This window comes from Exiguobacterium sp. s50 (assembly GCF_018618175.1).
Classification (GTDB): domain Bacteria; phylum Bacillota; class Bacilli; order Exiguobacteriales; family Exiguobacteriaceae; genus Exiguobacterium; species Exiguobacterium chiriqhucha.
In genome coordinates this window covers 25275-41995 of the sequence record NZ_JACSLP010000008.1, presented here as the reverse complement: position 1 = coordinate 41995, position 16721 = coordinate 25275, and the positions used below count along the sequence as shown (strand labels likewise).

Here is a 16721-nt window from a genome sequence, read left to right as displayed (position 1 = left end):
GGCGAACATACTTTCGTTATAGGTCATGAAGTTCCCTAAATTATATTGAAAGCGCTTACTATAATTGATACGATAAAGATAGCTAGATAAAGGGGGAACTCACATGATTTCATTGGTAGATACGTACGAACGATTGATCGCAACAGGGGAAGCGACACGTTACGCCACTACGCATTCAACAATCGCCAGCATATTACAGGCATCGACTTGCCCGGTCTCACATCACGAACTCGTCGCGGCAGTCTCAGGACATGCCGGCAACCCATATACGCCGGACCTACTCGTCGACTCGGTCATCGAACATGAGATGAAAGGCGCGATGGCCGTCCTCGTCGTCGCCGGCTATCCGATTCAAACACCGCTAGCCAAAGCCGTCGTCTTATCGGCGTTCGCTCGCACGAACCGGATGAATATCGAGAAGCTGAAAGAACTCGGCCATGCCGACCTACTCGTGCGCATCCAGTCGGCCGAACGGTCATGGAAACGAACGTATACACACTTATACCGCTCGGCACCGAGCCAGCTCTGTGACCAACTCGACTCACTCCTCGGCGGTTGTGCCGTCCATCGTGTGCTCGAAGCCATCGATTTCGATTCGAACGTAAAAACGGCATAAAAAAAGAGCGGTCCCCGGGCCGCTTCTTTTTTTATGCCGTTCATTAGCCTTCTGTCACTTCAACCGCTTCCGGTTCGAACAATGTGACGTTCCGTGCTGGTGAGAACGTTGAAATCGCATGTTTATAAATCAACTGTTGGCGCCCTTCCGATTCGACGATGACCGTGAAGTTGTCAAACGATTTAATGACTCCCCGAATTTGAAACCCGCTGACTAAAAACACGGTCGTCGGCACCATTTCTTTACGTAATTGATTCAAAAAATGGTCTTGAATGTTATAGCTAGCCTTCATGTTGCATTCCCCCTAGTCTATGTCTCTTTGAAATAATCGGAATTTTCGAAAAAACTCCTCAACTTCATCATAAATATTTTGATACGATAGTTCAAATGATTTTCGTCCCATATCGACCCAAATCCCATTAAATTGATGACGGAACCATGTCAATTGACGTTTTGCGAACTTGCGCGTGTGCTGTTTGAGCGTCTCGCTCATCTGCTCTCGGGTCATCAATCCATCAAGATACGGAACGACTTCCTTGTAACCGATGGCGCGCATCGCTTGCGTGTCCCGGTAACCAGCCGCGAGCAAGCGCTCGACTTCCTCGATGAGGCCCGCTTCGAGCATCAAGTCGACACGATGGTTGATGCGCGAGTAGAGCACGTCCCGGTCCGCATGCAAGATGAACAGTTTATAGGCGTAATGTTCCGACGGGAGGCTGTCCATCGCCTGGGCGTCGCCTTGGAGCGCGACTTCAAGGGCCCGGATGACGCGGCGGACGTTATTCGGATGAATGCTCTCGGCCCGTTTTGGATCGAGCGATTGCAGACGCGCATGCAGCGCCTCAGGTCCATCCGTCTCAGCTTCTAACTCGAGCGCTTCTCGCAATTCGTGATTGACCGGTCGTTCTGTGAACTCATAGTCATAGAGAATCGCACGGATGTAGAGACCTGTCCCGCCGACCAGAATGGGCAATTTTCCGCGCGCATAAATATCATCGATCGCCGCCCGGGCCAACTTTTGGAAAGTGGCGACGCTCATCGCCTCGTCCGGGTCGCATATATCAATCAAATGATGCGGAACCCCTTCCGCCTCCTCGACCGTCACTTTTGCCGAACCGATATCCATCCCGCGGTACACTTGGACCGAGTCGCCCGATACGATTTCACCGTTGAACACTTTGGCGAGCTCAATCCCTGTCTTCGTCTTCCCGACAGCCGTCGGTCCGACGAGGACGATGACTGGTGTCTTTTCCATCCTTGTCACTCCTCAAACGAAAGACCGTCCCTTAAAGGAAACGGCCCGTTAAATTCTTCTTTTAATTGTATCATCAAACACGACCGCAAACAGCATCCATCCGCATAATAATAGTCCCATCAGTAAAATTAAGCCGTCACTCATCCGAGGTCGCCTCCTTTACGTATCTCATTCCCACTTTTCACATTTTAGACACAAATGAATGCGCAAAAAAACGACGCTCCCAAAGGAGCATCGTTCATTGTGTCACTTCTACTAACCGGCGCTGGCGCCACATCGTCAATCCAAAATAAAGAATCGCGGTGCCGCTCGCGGCCCACCACATAACGCCATAGAGCGGCGTCATCAAATTCGCGAGACCGAACAGTGCCGGAATAATCAACGTCAACCAGGCGAGCACGAATGCGACCCGGGCCGTCAATCCGTCAATCTGGCGCCCAAGGCCCATTCCCATAAAGAACAGTCCCCACAAAAGCGACCAGAACAACCATGTTACCGCGCCCATCATATCACCCGTCGTGAATCCGATGATCGCATAGAAGATGGCTGAAATCGATACGAAGAGCGAGAACCATCCGACGCCACGTCCGTCCAAATTGAATAGGAACGTCACACCGACGTACAAATACGTGAACGCGAACAAGTAGATGCTCGCATATCCAAACATCTCCGCCGAACTCGCCCCGATGACGAGCCACGTCGCGATAAACGTCTGCAACAGGCCTGTGAACAGACTAAACACACCCGCACTCTTAACGTCCACTTTTCCAAACAAAACGAGGCTGTTGATGAACAGTGCCACGCCTCCAAATAATAAACTTATATTTCCCACACTCATTGCTCCTTCGTACAGATGTCTGACGTCTAATTTTATCTACGTCCACTGTAACGTGAATTCGCTTTCAGTGCAAGCGGAGAAATGGACGTTCACCGACTCGACAAACGTCACTCGTTTTCGAGCGTCGCAATCGCCTCGTCGATGCGTTCCTGTTCGTCTTCGGTGAACGTCGGAAACTGCGGATCAATGTCTTCTAACACGTCAATCATAACCGTCGAGACGATATAACGGGCATACCAGTCATCATCTGCCGGTAGCACATACCACGGGGAGAGTTCTGTCGCTGTGTTCGATAACATCTCCTCAAAGATGGCTTGATAATCGTCCCAATGCTTGCGTTCTTCGACGTCGCTGAACGAGAATTCCCAGTTTTTACTCGGATCTTTCAGACGTTCGAGCAAACGATCGCGCTGGACTTCTTTTGAGACGTTAAAGAAAAATTTGATGACCTTAAACCCGTTCTCATCTAAATATTGTTCAAAGTCATTGATTTGGCGATAGCGGACTTTCCATACCGATTCTTTATCCTCCTCATCCGGAATGACCTCTTCTCCGAGCAAATCATGGACGCGCGGGGCGATCACTTCCTCATAATGGGAGCGGTTCAAAATACCGACTTGGCCTCGCTCCGGCATGAGGTCATGCATCCGCCATAGATAGTCATGTTTCTTTTCCGTATCCGATGGTTTTTGGAACGCGTTCGTCTTCAACCCTTGCGCGTTCAGATTGGAAAAGATATAACTGATTGCCTCATCTTTACCGCCCGCATCGAGCGCCTGTAAGACGACGACGACACCTTTTTTGGCTTCGGCATATAGTTTCCAATGCAACTCTTTCAATCTTTCGACGCTCTCCGGAATCAGCTCGTTTTGCAACGTCTCGTCCGATGGGCGGTCCTTGATCGTGGTTGGGTAATCGTCCAGACGAATCCCGTTTTTATGGTCAATGCGAAATGATTGAATGTCCATATATCCTCCTTGATTGCGACAAATTTTACGTACAATCTGTATTTACCCTATTCTTTCAAAAAATAGCGACAAAAAAATCCTTTCCGCCGAAGCGAAAAGGATTGAATCACGTTTAGTTGATGCCGACCGCATCGAACGATTTCGCCGCTGCGACTGCTTGCGTGCTCGTCGCACCATGCAAGTCTTTGGCCGATTGAACGACCGCTTGACGTAGGCTTGAGAAGTTCGAAGTCGGTGTCAAGTAGACGGTGAGGGCACGGTAGTAGATGTCCCCCATCTCCATGACGCCGATACCTTGGACCGATACGCCGTAGTGTGAACCGCCGCTCGCCAAGAGGTAAGCTGCTTTGTTGACGATTCCCGAGTTGATGTGGACGCCGCCGTTATCTTGTGTCCCTGTGTAACGGACCGAGTAGTGATCTGGGTCACCGTTGGCCGCTGGATTGGACATTGACCGAAGACCGTCACCGGCGATGCCAGGCGTATAGATGTCTTCCCCGACCAACCAGTCGAAGTTCGAGCCGACGCTATACTCCGCGACCGTACCGAAGATATCGGATACCGCCTCGTTGATGGCGCCCGATTCGTTCTGATAAATTAAACCGGCCGTATATTCTGTGACCGCGTGTGATAATTCGTGAGCGACGACGTCAAGTGCGCCAGAGAGGTACGTGAACGTTTGCCCGTCACCGTCACCGTACACCATCTTGCTGCCATCCCAGAACGCGTTGTTGTAGCTGCGGCTATAGTGGACCGTCGAGTTGAGGGCCGCACCGTTGTTGTCATAGCTGTTACGACCGTATGTGTTCTTGAAGAAGTCATACGTCTTCGTTGCGTTGACGTGGGCGCTGACAGCGGCACGGTCGTATGTCGTGTTCAAGACGTTATCAACATCGGCCCAAAGTGATCCTGGAAGTCGAGTCCGGTTTCCGGCGTCATACGTATAGATGCCTTTACCGCGTGTCGAGTCTTGGAGATAGTAGTATGAACCGCTCTTCGTCGTCTTGAACGTTTGGCTCTGACCAAGGACGTCGATTCCTGTTCCCGTAAACGTCGTACCTGTGACACCATTCGCCGGTTTGGCGTGTGCCAATTGGTTGTACTTGTTCAATACTTTCCCGCTTGCCGCATCGATGAAGTACGTCCAGCGTGACGGCTCATCCGCATCAAGAATCGTCCCGGTCACTTCATACGCATAGACCGCCTCTTCCCCGTTCGGATAGACGACGAGTTCCGCTGCCGGCTCAAGCTCGTATGCGCCTTTGTGGCCGACAAGCTCTTTATAACGAGCGACCGCTTTTTGTTCGTTCAGTTTGATCGATTTATGTAATCCTTTGAGTTGTTTCGTGTCATCGACGACCGTTTTCAATTGGCCATCGTTATCGACGACACCGACGACGATTCCACCGAAGACCGGCACTCCGTCAACCGTCTGTTGTAATTTGACCACTTGTCCGACTTTGTCACGCTTCGATTCGAGCGTTTTGAATTCGCCTTTCGCTTTCGCATACTCTTTGACGATTGTCGTCGGAGCCTCGTTCGATGGTTTCGTCAACGTGCCCGACTTGAGCTCCGCCGCGCCGACAAGTTGCGGCACGAGCAAGACGCCTGCGATGAGTGATGTAGATAAAACTTTTTTCATGTGTGTTTCCCTCCTTATGTGGTGTCTCCTACTTTACATAGTTTCCCACATTTAATGTATCCAACTTTTTAATTATTTTGACAATTCAAATTATTAAGACATTTGAACTAACCCATCATTTTCTCTAGTCGTATCAGCCGTAACAAAAAAAGCGTCACCGTTGAAGGTGACGCCAGTCATCAATAGACATCTTTTTGTGTGAAATGGTAGAACGCATACGCGAGAGCCGCTAGCGACCAGACGAATATGACGATGAGCGAGAACGGTAATGTCATCCCCTCGATCGGTGGGGCTTGCCCCTCGAGATAGGTATGAAGACCGAAGTTGACGTTCACCAAATATTTCGAGCTGTCCCAATTCGACCCGAGCGACGTGAGGAGCGGTCCTGAAATCAGGACGGCCATCATGATCCCAATCCCAGTCGCCGTATTTTTGACGATGACTGAGATCATGAGTGCGATTGTCCCGACGGCCGCGACGACGAACCAGGATAGGCCGACTGACATGAGCAAATATTGCCACATCGGCAGCGTATGGACGAAGTCGGTCGAGAACGTCCCGGTCGCCGAGGCTTGGAACCCAGTCAAAATCGGCGCGGTCCATCCGTCCCAACCGAGCACGATGCCAGAGATGACATAACTGACGAGTGCCGTGATGAAGATAAGAATCGACGTATACAGCAGCGTCGTCATCCATTTAGCAAGCAAAATCTTAAAGCGCCTTACCGGACGGGACAACAGCGTCTTGATTGTGCCATCATTATGCTCACCGCTGACGATATCGGCCATCAGGACGATGATGAAGAGTGGGAGCACGAGCGTCGTCCCTTGCGAGAAGAAGACACGCATGAACGTCGGCGCCCCAGGATAGTTCGGGTTAATATCATTATCTAAGTAATATTGATTCTGTTGGACCTGGAATTCCAAAATTTGACGGAACTCATCCTGAACGTTCGCCGAGGCGAGCCGGTTTTGCGTATCAACGATCTCTTGCTGTAAATCGACACGCCAGTCGATCGTTCCTTGTTCTTCCCGTTGTTTTTCGATCTGCCGGTAGTTGGCATACGTGAACATCGAGACGAGCACGATGAGAATGGTCGACACGACGAGAAGCCGACGTTTCTTATGAATCTTTAAGACTTCGTTCCGAATGAGGCCAAGGATTGACGGATTAGACAATATGGTCACCCCCGGTCAATGAGATAAACAATTCTTCTAGCGTCTGGACGCGTCGTTCGAGACCGAACACGTCGACGCCTCGATCGAGCAAGTAGCGATTCAATCGGGCCGTATCTTCCAGATTCATCGAGACCCGAATCGTCCGTTCATCGACAACGTCGGCGTGATCAATCGACTCGAATCCGCGGATGATCGGCAAGACTTCAAAACTGTCGGCCACGTGGACATCGACCGTCGACGCCAACTCATGAATCAGCTCCTCGACCGTGCCGACTTTCACGATTTTCCCGCGCGACATGATGGCGACACGGTCCGCGAGCAGTTCAATCTCGGCCAAGATGTGGCTCGAGACGAGGACGCTCAATCCTGTCTCTTCAACGAGACGGCGGATGAAGAGTCGAAGGTCACGAATCCCCATCGGGTCGAGCCCGTTCGTCGGTTCATCGAGAATCAAGACACGGGGATTGTTCAACATGGCCTGAGCGATGCCGAGCCGTTGCCGCATCCCGAGCGAGTAGGTCTTCACTTTATCATCGATTCGTGCCGTCAAATCGACGAGATCGATCACTTCTTGAATCCGGGCCTCATCGACACCGGGCAACATCCGCGCGAAGGCGTTCAAGTTCTCACGCCCGCTCATGAACTTGTACAGTTCCGGATTCTCAACGATGGCGCCGATTTGATTCATCGCCTGAACGAATTGACGTTCGACGCTGAACCCACAAATCGAGACGGTCCCGTTCGTCGGCTTAATCAATCCGACAATCATCCGAATCGTCGTCGTTTTACCGGCCCCGTTCGGTCCTAAGAAGCCGAACACTTCACCGGGGAACACATCGAACGAGATGTCATCGATGATTGTTTTTTTACCGATTACTTTTGTCAAATGGTCTATCTTCAATGTTGGTTGCATCATCTCACCTCTCCTACATTCTATCGGACTCGATCGCATCTGTCCTATTCGAACATTCACATAGGGCAGGTTCACACTTATTTGATATGATAGTTCTATAGAAAGTGAGGTCATCACATGAAAAATGGGAAATGGTATATGTTTTTAATCGGTTCTGTCTTCTTGACGGGCATCGCCCTATACGGTTTATGGATCGGTTACCAAGATATCGTCAATCCGCCGGAACGGACACTCTCGGTCAGCGAAGATACGAGACCCGAACCGGTCGGTGATGTTTACGTCGCACTCGGAGATTCATTGACACGCGGGGTCGGCTCTACATCAGGTGCGGGCTACGTCCAACCGGTCGGTGAAGCGCTCGAAGAGAATGATATCCGTACGCAGAATCTGGCCGTCTCCGGCGCCCGGACGGAAGACTTATTGGCGCAGCTCGAACAACCTGAAGTAAGACGCACGATTGAGAACGCCCGCTATATCACGCTCACGATCGGCGGCAACGACTTGTTCAACCGCGGCGAGAACGTCGACAATTTCGAATCGGTCGATATCGAGCAAGTCGTGACCGATGCGAAGACGAACTTGAATGATATCTTCGAACAAGTTCGCGGATTGAACGATACGGCGCAAATCGTCTATATCGCGCTCTATAACCCGTTCCAAGAGAACGAGAACGGTGAGGCGTTCAATCAATTGATTCTCGACTGGAACGCCTCCGCGGCCACGTTCGGCAACGCGCAACGCATCGATGTGATCGATCCGTTCGCTTACGTCTCGGACGTTGGCCGTGACCTTGCGACCGACCAGTTCCATCCGAGCGACCGGACATATGAGAAGTTAGCCGAGGACGTATTGTTCATCCTCGAATAAGCAACATGGCCTGATCGTCGCGAACAGGCCATTTTTCATCGTTCATATTTGACGAGCCAGCTCTCCCCGTCTCGTGTCATCATCGTCCCGAACCAGCCTGCCTTCAATAAGGCGACTTGTTGCTCCGTCTCGCCCATATCGAGCCACGTCGTGTCACCAGTCGGGCGCCAGTCGCTGTGCAGTTCCTTCATAAAAATGTAGCGCAGCTTTCCGCCATATTTCGGTTTGAGGGCACCGATGCGAAGGCCGAGGGCGAACTTGTCCTTCAGGCTCGGGATATTGAAAGGCGCCACGGTCGCACAGACGAGGTCGAACCGACTGCCATGTTCAAGCTCTTTCATGAGGAGCCTACCGAGATGTTGTTGCAGACCGTAGCCGCGGTAGTCCGGATGGACGTTCGTCACTTCTTGATACAAGATGCGGTCGAGCGCATCAAGCGGATAACCGATGTCGTATCCTAGATGCTCTTCGTCGAGCGGCGGGATGAGCAGGGCTCGGAACGCAATCAACGTCCCTTCGTGATACGCCCCAATCAATGTGCGGTCGGTCAACAGCTTTACGAACTCCTCAGTCGTGAGGGACTGGTACTGGCTTCCTTCCGTCAATGTGGCCATGACGGCCTGTTGCACCGCCTCGACTTGTGCGAGCTCTGTCATCGTCAAATAGTTGACCTCGATGTCGAGGCCGTTATACTCACTGCGCCACATGGTCGACCCCTCCGATGACATACGTCGCCGTCGTCAGCCGTGACAAGACGGCCTCATCGACGTCGACACCGAGACCTGGCTCATCGGACAGGCGGATGAACGGCAAGTCGTACATCAAGTTGCCGATGTCTTCGGCGAAACGAAGCGGACCTGTCAACTCGACCGATTGGACGATTTTGCTCGAGAAGGCGACATGAAAGCCTGCACTCGAGGCGACCGACGACTCGACCATCGACCCGATTTGACACTCGATGCCCGACATTTCGGCCATATGCAAGAGTTTTTTCGCCGGGTAGATGCCGCCACACTTCATCAGTTTGATGTTCACTTTGTGGGCGGCCTGCATCATCGTCAACCGACGCATCTCCGTCATGCCGCGCACGCCTTCATCAATCATGAGTGGCACCGAGATTTTCCCTTTCACTTCGACCATTCCTTCAAAGTCGTCAGCCTTGACCGGCTGTTCGACCCAATCGATGTGGAATGGCTCAAGCTGCTGCATCGCTTGCAGTGTCTTGGCGGCATTGACCCAGCCCTGATTGACGTCGACCCGAATCGGCACGTCGGGACCGACGGCACGCCGGACCGCCTCGACACGGCGTACGTCCGAGGCGACATCGACACCGACTTTCATCTTGACGGCAGTGTACCCATGTTCGATTTGTTCCCGAGCCTCGGCCGCCATCGCATCCGGGTCCCCGATACTGAGGACGTGTGTGACCGGGAAGGCCTCGTGATACCGGCCGCCGAGCAAATCATACACCGGAAGTCCGAGCTTTTTCCCGACGACGTCATGACAGGCGATATCGAGCGCCGCTTTCGCCGCTGGCACGTCACGGATGGCCCGGTCCATCACGTCGTGAATCCGTTCCATCTGCATCGGGTTTTCGCCAATCAAGAGCGGTCCGAGCACATGTCGAATCACACTGATTGTACTATCGAGCGATTCGCCCGTGACATGTTCATCGGCGACGGCCTCGCCATAGCCGACGTGACCACATTCCGTCGTCAATTTCACGATCACTGACGGCATGTCGTCATAACGATGATAACTGACGATGAACGGCACTTTTAACGGCAATCGAATCGCAAGCAATTCTAGCTTCTCTATTCTCATATCCATTCTCCTTTACTTCTTCTATGTCATTAGTTATATTGTCGTTAAATAGTCGTTAAATTGCAAGGAGGAGTTTTGATGTCCATCCATATCGCCATCGTCGGATCACACGAATTCGTGGAGACGATTCGTTCGCTCGGTTCACCAGAGGACGTCCGGTTCGCCTATCATCCGTATGAGCATCCGCACGAAGTGGCGACCATCGCTCAAACGCTCGGCTCGTTCGACGGCGTCTTTTTTTCCGGCTCGTTCCCGTTCGCCTATGCGACCCCTTATCTTACCAACGTGGCGGCACATCACGTCGTCCAAGACGAGACTGTCCTCTTGACGACGCTTCTCTATGCGACGCTCACCCACTCCGTGTCGCTCAATCAAGTATCAATCGATTTGGTCGAACCGAGACGACTGACGTCGATTCTCGACTCGTTCCCGAACGAACGGGTCGCCCCCGTTGTGATGCGTATCCATCCCGAACTCGCATTCGAGGACGTCATCGCTTTTCACGCCAGCCATCAAGCCGGACAAGCGAATCTGGCCATCACGAGCATCGAGCGCGTGCATCATGAACTCGTTCGTGCCGGATACAACAGTCAACTGATGATTGAGCCGACAACGACCGTCAGGCACCATCTCGATCGGTTGATTCAACAAGTTCGGCAACAGTTGGCCGATGCCGCCCAGTTCGCCATCATCCGTTACGAGACGAATGAGCAGACGTTGCATGACCATCTTGCCTCGGTCCGGTATCTGGGTGGACATCTCGAGTCCCCGCATGACCATAACATCACGGTATTGACGACCAAAGGTGAAGTGATAAACGCGTTCGATGAAGATACGCTCGCACCAAACGGGACGTACCTCATTGGAATCGGCTATGGGACGGACTATCAACAAGCGGACGAACATGCCCACATCGCCTTGTCTGCCGCGAGTGACGAGCGCATCCGTATCGTCGATGATTCGAAACGATTATCGTTCCCGACCCGTGACGCGCAGGTCCCGTATCGGGTGACAGAACAACTCGCCTTCGACTTCATCAAACAAGCCGGAGTCAGCCCCGTCAATATCGGGAAGATTTTACAATTCGCCAAACGCAAGCACGAGTTCACGGCAAAAGAGTTGACCGACTACCTCGACGTGACCCGACGAACGACGGAACGGCTCATCAAAAAACTTCATGGCGCCGGCATCGTCGATGTGATCGGCGAAGAAATGAGTTATAGCCAAGGCCGGCCCCGCGCCGTCTATAAATTCAATTTCCCGACCTCATGAGGCCGGGAAATTTTTCATTGCGCCGCTTGTTGGTCGATCGATGGTTCTGCCCTTAACACAGCAATCCGTTCAATCGTGAAACCTGTGAACGCATAGATGATTGAAATGACCGGAACGACAAAGTTTAGAATGGCGTATGGCGCATATTCGAACGCCCCGACGCCGAGTGTCCCGAGAATGAACACGCCGCACGTATTCCACGGGATGAAGACCGACGTGAGCGTGCCGCCATCTTCAAGCGCTCGCGACAAGTTCTTCGAATGAAGTCCCATCTTCTCGTAGGCACTGGCGAACATGCGTGACGGCACGACGATTGAGATGTATTGTTCGGAACATGATGCGTTCGTCGCGAACGCCGCTAAAATCGTCGAAGCGACCATTGAACCTGCCGTCTTCGCCAGTTTGACGATTTGATTCATGATGGACTGAAGCATGCCCGAGTATTCCAAGATGCCCCCAAACGTCATCGCGACAATCGTCATCGAGACGGTATACATCATCGCATCGAGACCACCCCGACTGAACAAGTTATCGACCAACTCATTGCCGGTCTCGATCACATATCCACTTTGGAGCGCGCCGACACTATCTGAGAGCGAGCCACCCTGGACGATGACTTGCGCCAAAAAGCCAAGGGCGATGCCGACGACGAGTGCTGGAATGGCCGGCACTTTTTTCGCGACGAGCGCGATGACGGCCAGCGGGATCACTAACAACCATGGTGAGATGACGAAACTGTCTTGCAAAATATCAAGCGTCTGGACGATTTCCGACGAATCCGTCGTCGTCTCGCTGAAGCGGCGGCCGAGCCACCAATACGCGCCAAGCGCAATGATAAGGCCCGGGATAGTCGTATAGAGCATGTGACGGATATGGACGAATAGGTCCGTATGCGTCAAACCGGCCGCCAAATTCGTCGTATCCGACAGCGGCGACATCTTGTCCCCAAAATAAGCGCCAGAAATGACGGCTCCGGCGACCATCGGTGCTGGTATCCCCATACTTAGCCCGATGCCCATCCCGGCGACGCCGATCGTCCCCATCGTCGACCATGAACTGCCGATGGAGAGCGCGACGACCGCACAGATGATACAAATCGTCACGAGGAAATAGGCCGGTGAGATAATCGTCAACCCATAATAAATCATCGTCGCGACGACGCCTCCCCCAATCCACGCCCCAATCGTCAAGCCGACCAAAATGATGATGACGACCGCCGGCAAAGCGAGTCGAATCCCTTTGTACATCATCTCTTCAATTTCTTTCCACTTATAGCCGTGTCGCCAGGCGACGAGTGCCGCCACCGCAGTCCCGATGATGAGCGGGATGTGTGGGCCTTGTTTTAATTGGACGATGGCTACGAGCATGACCCCGATCATGACAAGTAGCGGCAATACTGCCCAGCGAAGCTTCATGTCTACCTTGTTCCCCTGTTGTTCCATGTGTCTTCCTCCCCGATAGCGAAAGATTCTGAATTGTCGTTATATTGTCGCTAATAAGATGATGATAACGCTTACATTCGAGGAAGGCAATAAAAAAATGAACGGAAGCGCAATCGCCTCGTTCATTTCGTCAATCATGTAGCGTGTACGACCCGTCGCAACGTATCGGCGAGCAGGGCGGCCGCTTCCGGTAATACGTCACGATCGAACGTCATCTGTGGATGGTGAAGCCCTGGCGTCAAGTTGGCCCCGATTCCAATCATCGTCGCATCAAGTCCCGGCTGTTCGACCGTATAAAAATGAAAATCATCGCTACCTGACGTGATGATGCGATCGACGAGCGCATCATCCCCGAACCGCTGACTAATCGCTTCAGCCGCATGTCGGCTCGAACGCTCGCCAATCAAGGCGCCTGGTGTGAAATCTTGCCACTCCCAGTCGATCGTCACTCCATGTAGGACTGCAATCTGGTGCAACATCGTCTCGACGCGGTCGCGCAGCTCAAGCAGTTCCTTGTTCTGTTGGGCCCGGACATCAATCGAGAATGTCGCATTGCCCGGAATGATGTTCAAATTCTCACTCCCGGCCTGGACACCTGTCAATTTAATCGAATGCGGCTCGAACGGCGACAAGTAGATGCTTTTGAGCATCTGTTGAATCGTGAAGATGACGTCTAACGCGTTCTGGCCTTGATGCGGCCGCGCGCCGTGGGCGTCGTCCCCGCGGATGCTGCCTTTCAAGAAGAACGCGGCCCCGTGTTGAATCGCAGCCGCATATTGACCGCGTTTCAGTTCTTCGAGCGGACGCAAGTGGATGCCGTACAGCTGACTGACGCCTTGTAACGCCCCGTGTCGAATCATCGCGAGCGACCCGTTTCCTTGTTCTTCCGCCGGTTGGAAAATAAAGCGGACCCGTTTCGGCAAGTGCCCATGCCGCAACTCATCGAGTGCGCCGAGCACCATGCTGATATTCGCATCGTGGCCGCAAGAGTGGTTGGCTTGGAACGTTCCGTCGACTTGTTGCCAAAGGGCGTCGATATCGGCCCGGACAGCGATGACATCATCTCCTTCACCAATCTCGGCGATGACGCCGGTGACGTCGGCAAACGTCTCGTGACGGACTTGCCATGACGTCAAGATGTCGGCAATCGTCTTCGTCGTCTCGATTTCTTTCCAGCTCACTTCGGGATGGGCATGAAAATGCTCAAACCAGTTCAATACGTTCGTCGTCATAATCGATCCCCCATATTATGTACTTATATTTTTTTGACCCCTTTAATCAATACCCATTGCAACGGCAATCGGGCCCACGTCACCCATTTCGGGAGCGGCATCTTGCCGAGTTTCGATGGCTTGAGCGCCATATTGATATTGGCCGGAAAGACGGCGATCAAAAATGCGGGTAAGGTGCTCTTCACGAATCGTGTCCCTTTGTTCGTGAGCAACAGCGCGCCATAGACGACTTCGATGACACCGCTCGCTTGGACCATGAACCGTTTGAACGGCCATGATTTCGGGATAATCGATATGAATGCCCGTTCTTGGACGAAGTGCATGATGCCGGCCCCTAAAAATAAAACCCCATACAGTGTGCGAATCAATGGAATCCCCTCCTTTTTTCTAAGCATAACAAAAAAGATGGGCTATGTGCCCATCTTTACAATGCATCCCCATTCGCATTTTGAATCTCGACATCGACCGTATCGGTCTTGCCGTCACGAACGTATTCGATTGTGACCGTTCCGTCCGTATCCCGGATCAGTTCACTCCGAAGGTCGATGAACGACGAGACGGCTTGATCGTTAATTTTCACGATGACGTCGCGTGCTTCGAGTCCGGCCCGTGCGGCCGAGCTATTCGTCTGCACTTCGACGATAATCGTACCGGCCGTCACCGACTCCGGCAGATTGATTTGCTCGGTCAAGTACCCGGGTGGAAACTCGGACACGTCACGGAGCGACACGCCGAGCGATGGATGGTTCACTTCGCCCGTCTGTTCGATTTGGTTGATGAGCGGCAAGGCGATATCGACTGGAATCGAGAAGCCGACCCCTTCCACCGAATCGGTCGCAATTTTCATCGAGTTGATTCCGACCAATTGGCCCGATTCGTTAATCAAGGCGCCACCGGAGTTACCTGGGTTGATGGCAGCATCCGTCTGGATGACCTCGGCATTGAAATCGGCTTGTCCGTTCTCATCCGTATCGACCGGAACGAGACGGGACGTCGACGAGACGACGCCGCGCGTGACCGAGTTCTCAAACTGGCCGAGCGGATTGCCGATGGCGATGACAGTCTGTCCAGGCTTCAGTTCACTCGACTTCCCGATCGTGATGACGGATGAGACTTTGTCCGCATCGACTTCGAGCACCGCCAAGTCGTACGTGGCGTCACTGCCCATCAACTTGGCGTCCGCTGTCGATCCGTCATTGAATGTCACGGTCAAACGGTCAGCACCGTTGACGACGTGATGGTTCGTGACGATGTAAGCCGAGTCACCGTCTTTCTTATAGATGACACCCGAGCCGACACCAGCTTCGACCGATTCATTCGATAATCCGTTCGAAGCAAAATTGTTTACCGTCACGACGGCAGGTTGTGCGGTCGCGACCGCATCGATGACCGAGCTGTCCGCCGTCGTCGATGACGTCTGGACCGGTGACCCTTCCGACGTCACGTTCGTATCAGACACGTTCGTTGGGACTTGATCGATGAACGGGAAGGCGATGGCCCCAGTCAAGACAGCACCGATTACCCCACCGACAAACCCAGGGAACATCCGACCGACGAATGAAGGTCGGGCCGGTTGTGTTGCGCGCGACGGCTCTTGTCGTTGTTCGGACGAGCCAAGCTCGGTGTCGAGCCAATCCTCGCGGCGATTTGGTTCATTTGATTCTGTTGGACGATCGTTGCGTTCCATGTGTAATCATCTCCTATATGATGTTTCCTCTTTTGTTATACCCTTAATATAAGAGGCATAGTCATCGTTGTGCGGAAATGAGACATCGATTACAAGATTCTTCACAATTTGCGTCAATTGGGTCAGACGATAACGTTTTTTAACGTCCCGAGTCCCGTGATGCTCACTTCGATTGTATCCCCAGATTGGAGATAGACGGGCGGTTTAATCCCATGGCCGACCCCCGCCGGCGTACCGGTGGCGATGATATCACCAGCTTCTAGCGTCATCCCTTTCGACAACGTCCGAATCAACTCTTCAATTGGACGAATCATGTCCGCTGTCGACCCGTTTTGGCGTGTCTCACCGTTCACGACCGTTTGAATCACAAGTGGAAACGAGAGCTCATCCGGTGTGACGATATACGGTCCGAGCGGACAAAACGTGTCGAACGATTTACCGCGGAAAAATTGGACGTGCTGTTTTTGAACGTCCCGGGCCGTGATATCGTTCAAAATCGTATAGCCGAAAATATGGGCGTCGACGTCGTCGATGTCCCGTCCTGATTTCCCAATAATGACGGCGAGCTCGCCTTCGTAATCGAGTTGGTCGGTCAGTTCAGGATGACGTTCGACGACAGCCCCTGGTCCAACGACCGAAGTCGGAGCTTTCGTGAAGATGACGAGTTTGCCGGCTCCCGCCGTATCCATCTCTTTCACATGCTCTTCATAGTTCTTGCCGATACAGATCACGTTTTTGAGTGGTCGGTATGGCGCGACGAGCGTGACGTCGGTCAATGGGATCCGAGGTGCGACGTCCAAATCGACATCCGGTTCAAACTCCCGCGCGATGACCTCTAACAACGAAGTCGTATGTAATTGGTCACTGACGTCATAAACAAACTCCCCTGCCACGACACCGACCCTTTGCTCTCCTTCAACTTGAAAACTACACCATTTCATCAAAATTCCCCCTTTTTTGCTAGTATACAAAAAATCGGGACGCGAC

General features: G+C 52.6%; 17 protein-coding genes. 3 read left to right on the top strand and 14 right to left on the bottom strand.

Translation table 11 applies throughout. The features are described 5' to 3' along the window. The first annotated feature begins 103 nt into the window (after window positions 1-103). Entirely contained in the window at window positions 104-616 is a 513-nt protein-coding gene (locus KNP68_RS11940; RefSeq protein ID WP_214799699.1) for a hypothetical protein, read from the top strand. Window positions 617-659: 43 nt separating this feature from the next. Here KNP68_RS11940 and hfq read toward each other — a convergent pair whose 3' ends face one another. The 7 genes from hfq to KNP68_RS11905 all read right to left on the bottom strand — a co-directional run bounded on the left by hfq (window position 660) and on the right by KNP68_RS11905 (window position 7410). Further along, window positions 660-908 (bottom strand): RNA chaperone Hfq, encoded by a 249-nt coding sequence (gene hfq, locus KNP68_RS11935; RefSeq protein WP_021067304.1) that lies wholly within the window; start codon window positions 906-908, stop codon window positions 660-662. Between the two features lie 12 nt (window positions 909-920). After that, window positions 921-1871: a tRNA (adenosine(37)-N6)-dimethylallyltransferase MiaA gene (gene miaA / locus KNP68_RS11930; RefSeq protein WP_214799697.1), complete on the bottom strand. Its 951-nt coding sequence runs from the start codon at window positions 1869-1871 to the stop codon at window positions 921-923. A 238-nt stretch (window positions 1872-2109) separates the two neighbouring features. After that, a complete protein-coding gene (locus KNP68_RS11925; RefSeq protein ID WP_214799695.1) occupies window positions 2110-2703 on the bottom strand; it encodes an AmiS/UreI family transporter in 594 nt (197 codons plus the stop codon). A 113-nt stretch (window positions 2704-2816) separates the two neighbouring features. Continuing rightward, window positions 2817-3677, bottom strand: coding sequence for a PPK2 family polyphosphate kinase (locus KNP68_RS11920; RefSeq protein WP_058763503.1), 861 nt, complete (start codon window positions 3675-3677; stop codon window positions 2817-2819). Window positions 3678-3789: 112 nt separating this feature from the next. After that, window positions 3790-5319: a M4 family metallopeptidase gene (locus tag KNP68_RS11915; RefSeq protein WP_214799693.1), complete on the bottom strand. Its 1530-nt coding sequence runs from the start codon at window positions 5317-5319 to the stop codon at window positions 3790-3792. Window positions 5320-5498: 179 nt separating this feature from the next. Then, window positions 5499-6497, bottom strand: a complete 999-nt coding sequence (locus KNP68_RS11910) for an ABC transporter permease (RefSeq protein WP_021067298.1) — start codon at window positions 6495-6497, stop codon at window positions 5499-5501. Continuing rightward, window positions 6490-7410 carry an ABC transporter ATP-binding protein gene (locus KNP68_RS11905; RefSeq protein ID WP_031200222.1) on the bottom strand — a complete coding sequence of 307 codons (921 nt, stop codon included), beginning with the start codon at window positions 7408-7410 and terminating at the stop codon, window positions 6490-6492. The genes KNP68_RS11910 and KNP68_RS11905 overlap by 8 nt, the downstream gene beginning before the upstream one ends. 117 nt (window positions 7411-7527) lie before the next feature. On the opposite strand from KNP68_RS11905, the gene KNP68_RS11900 reads away from it, so the two are divergent. Next, the gene (locus tag KNP68_RS11900; protein ID WP_214799691.1) at window positions 7528-8277 is read left to right on the top strand and encodes a GDSL-type esterase/lipase family protein; all 750 of its coding nucleotides are present in this window, start codon (window positions 7528-7530) and stop codon (window positions 8275-8277) included. A 35-nt stretch (window positions 8278-8312) separates the two neighbouring features. Here the strand turns inward: KNP68_RS11900 and KNP68_RS11895 are convergent, their stop codons facing one another. After that, window positions 8313-8984, bottom strand: a complete 672-nt coding sequence (locus KNP68_RS11895; RefSeq protein WP_214799689.1) for a hypothetical protein — start codon at window positions 8982-8984, stop codon at window positions 8313-8315. Next, entirely contained in the window at window positions 8971-10101 is a 1131-nt protein-coding gene (locus KNP68_RS11890) for a mandelate racemase/muconate lactonizing enzyme family protein (protein WP_214799687.1), read from the bottom strand. The genes KNP68_RS11895 and KNP68_RS11890 overlap by 14 nt, the downstream gene beginning before the upstream one ends. A 78-nt stretch (window positions 10102-10179) precedes the next feature. On the opposite strand from KNP68_RS11890, the gene KNP68_RS11885 reads away from it, so the two are divergent. Then, complete coding sequence (locus KNP68_RS11885) at window positions 10180-11373, top strand: HTH domain-containing protein (protein ID WP_214799685.1); 1194 nt, start codon at window positions 10180-10182, stop codon at window positions 11371-11373. A 14-nt stretch (window positions 11374-11387) separates the two neighbouring features. Here KNP68_RS11885 and nhaC read toward each other — a convergent pair whose 3' ends face one another. From nhaC to KNP68_RS11860, 5 genes are all read right to left on the bottom strand, one after another. Then, the gene (gene nhaC, locus KNP68_RS11880) at window positions 11388-12788 is read right to left on the bottom strand and encodes a Na+/H+ antiporter NhaC (protein WP_214799768.1); all 1401 of its coding nucleotides are present in this window, start codon (window positions 12786-12788) and stop codon (window positions 11388-11390) included. Between the two features lie 161 nt (window positions 12789-12949). Beyond that, the gene (locus tag KNP68_RS11875) at window positions 12950-14047 is read right to left on the bottom strand and encodes an amidohydrolase (RefSeq protein ID WP_214799683.1); all 1098 of its coding nucleotides are present in this window, start codon (window positions 14045-14047) and stop codon (window positions 12950-12952) included. Window positions 14048-14070: 23 nt separating this feature from the next. Next, on the bottom strand, window positions 14071-14415 hold the full coding sequence (locus tag KNP68_RS11870; protein ID WP_214799681.1) for a DoxX family protein: 345 nt from the start codon (window positions 14413-14415) through the stop codon (window positions 14071-14073). Between the two features lie 56 nt (window positions 14416-14471). Then, a complete protein-coding gene (locus KNP68_RS11865) occupies window positions 14472-15734 on the bottom strand; it encodes a S1C family serine protease (protein WP_214799679.1) in 1263 nt (420 codons plus the stop codon). A 122-nt stretch (window positions 15735-15856) separates the two neighbouring features. Continuing rightward, window positions 15857-16675: a fumarylacetoacetate hydrolase family protein gene (locus tag KNP68_RS11860; protein WP_214799677.1), complete on the bottom strand. Its 819-nt coding sequence runs from the start codon at window positions 16673-16675 to the stop codon at window positions 15857-15859. Between the last annotated feature and the right edge of the window lie 46 nt (window positions 16676-16721).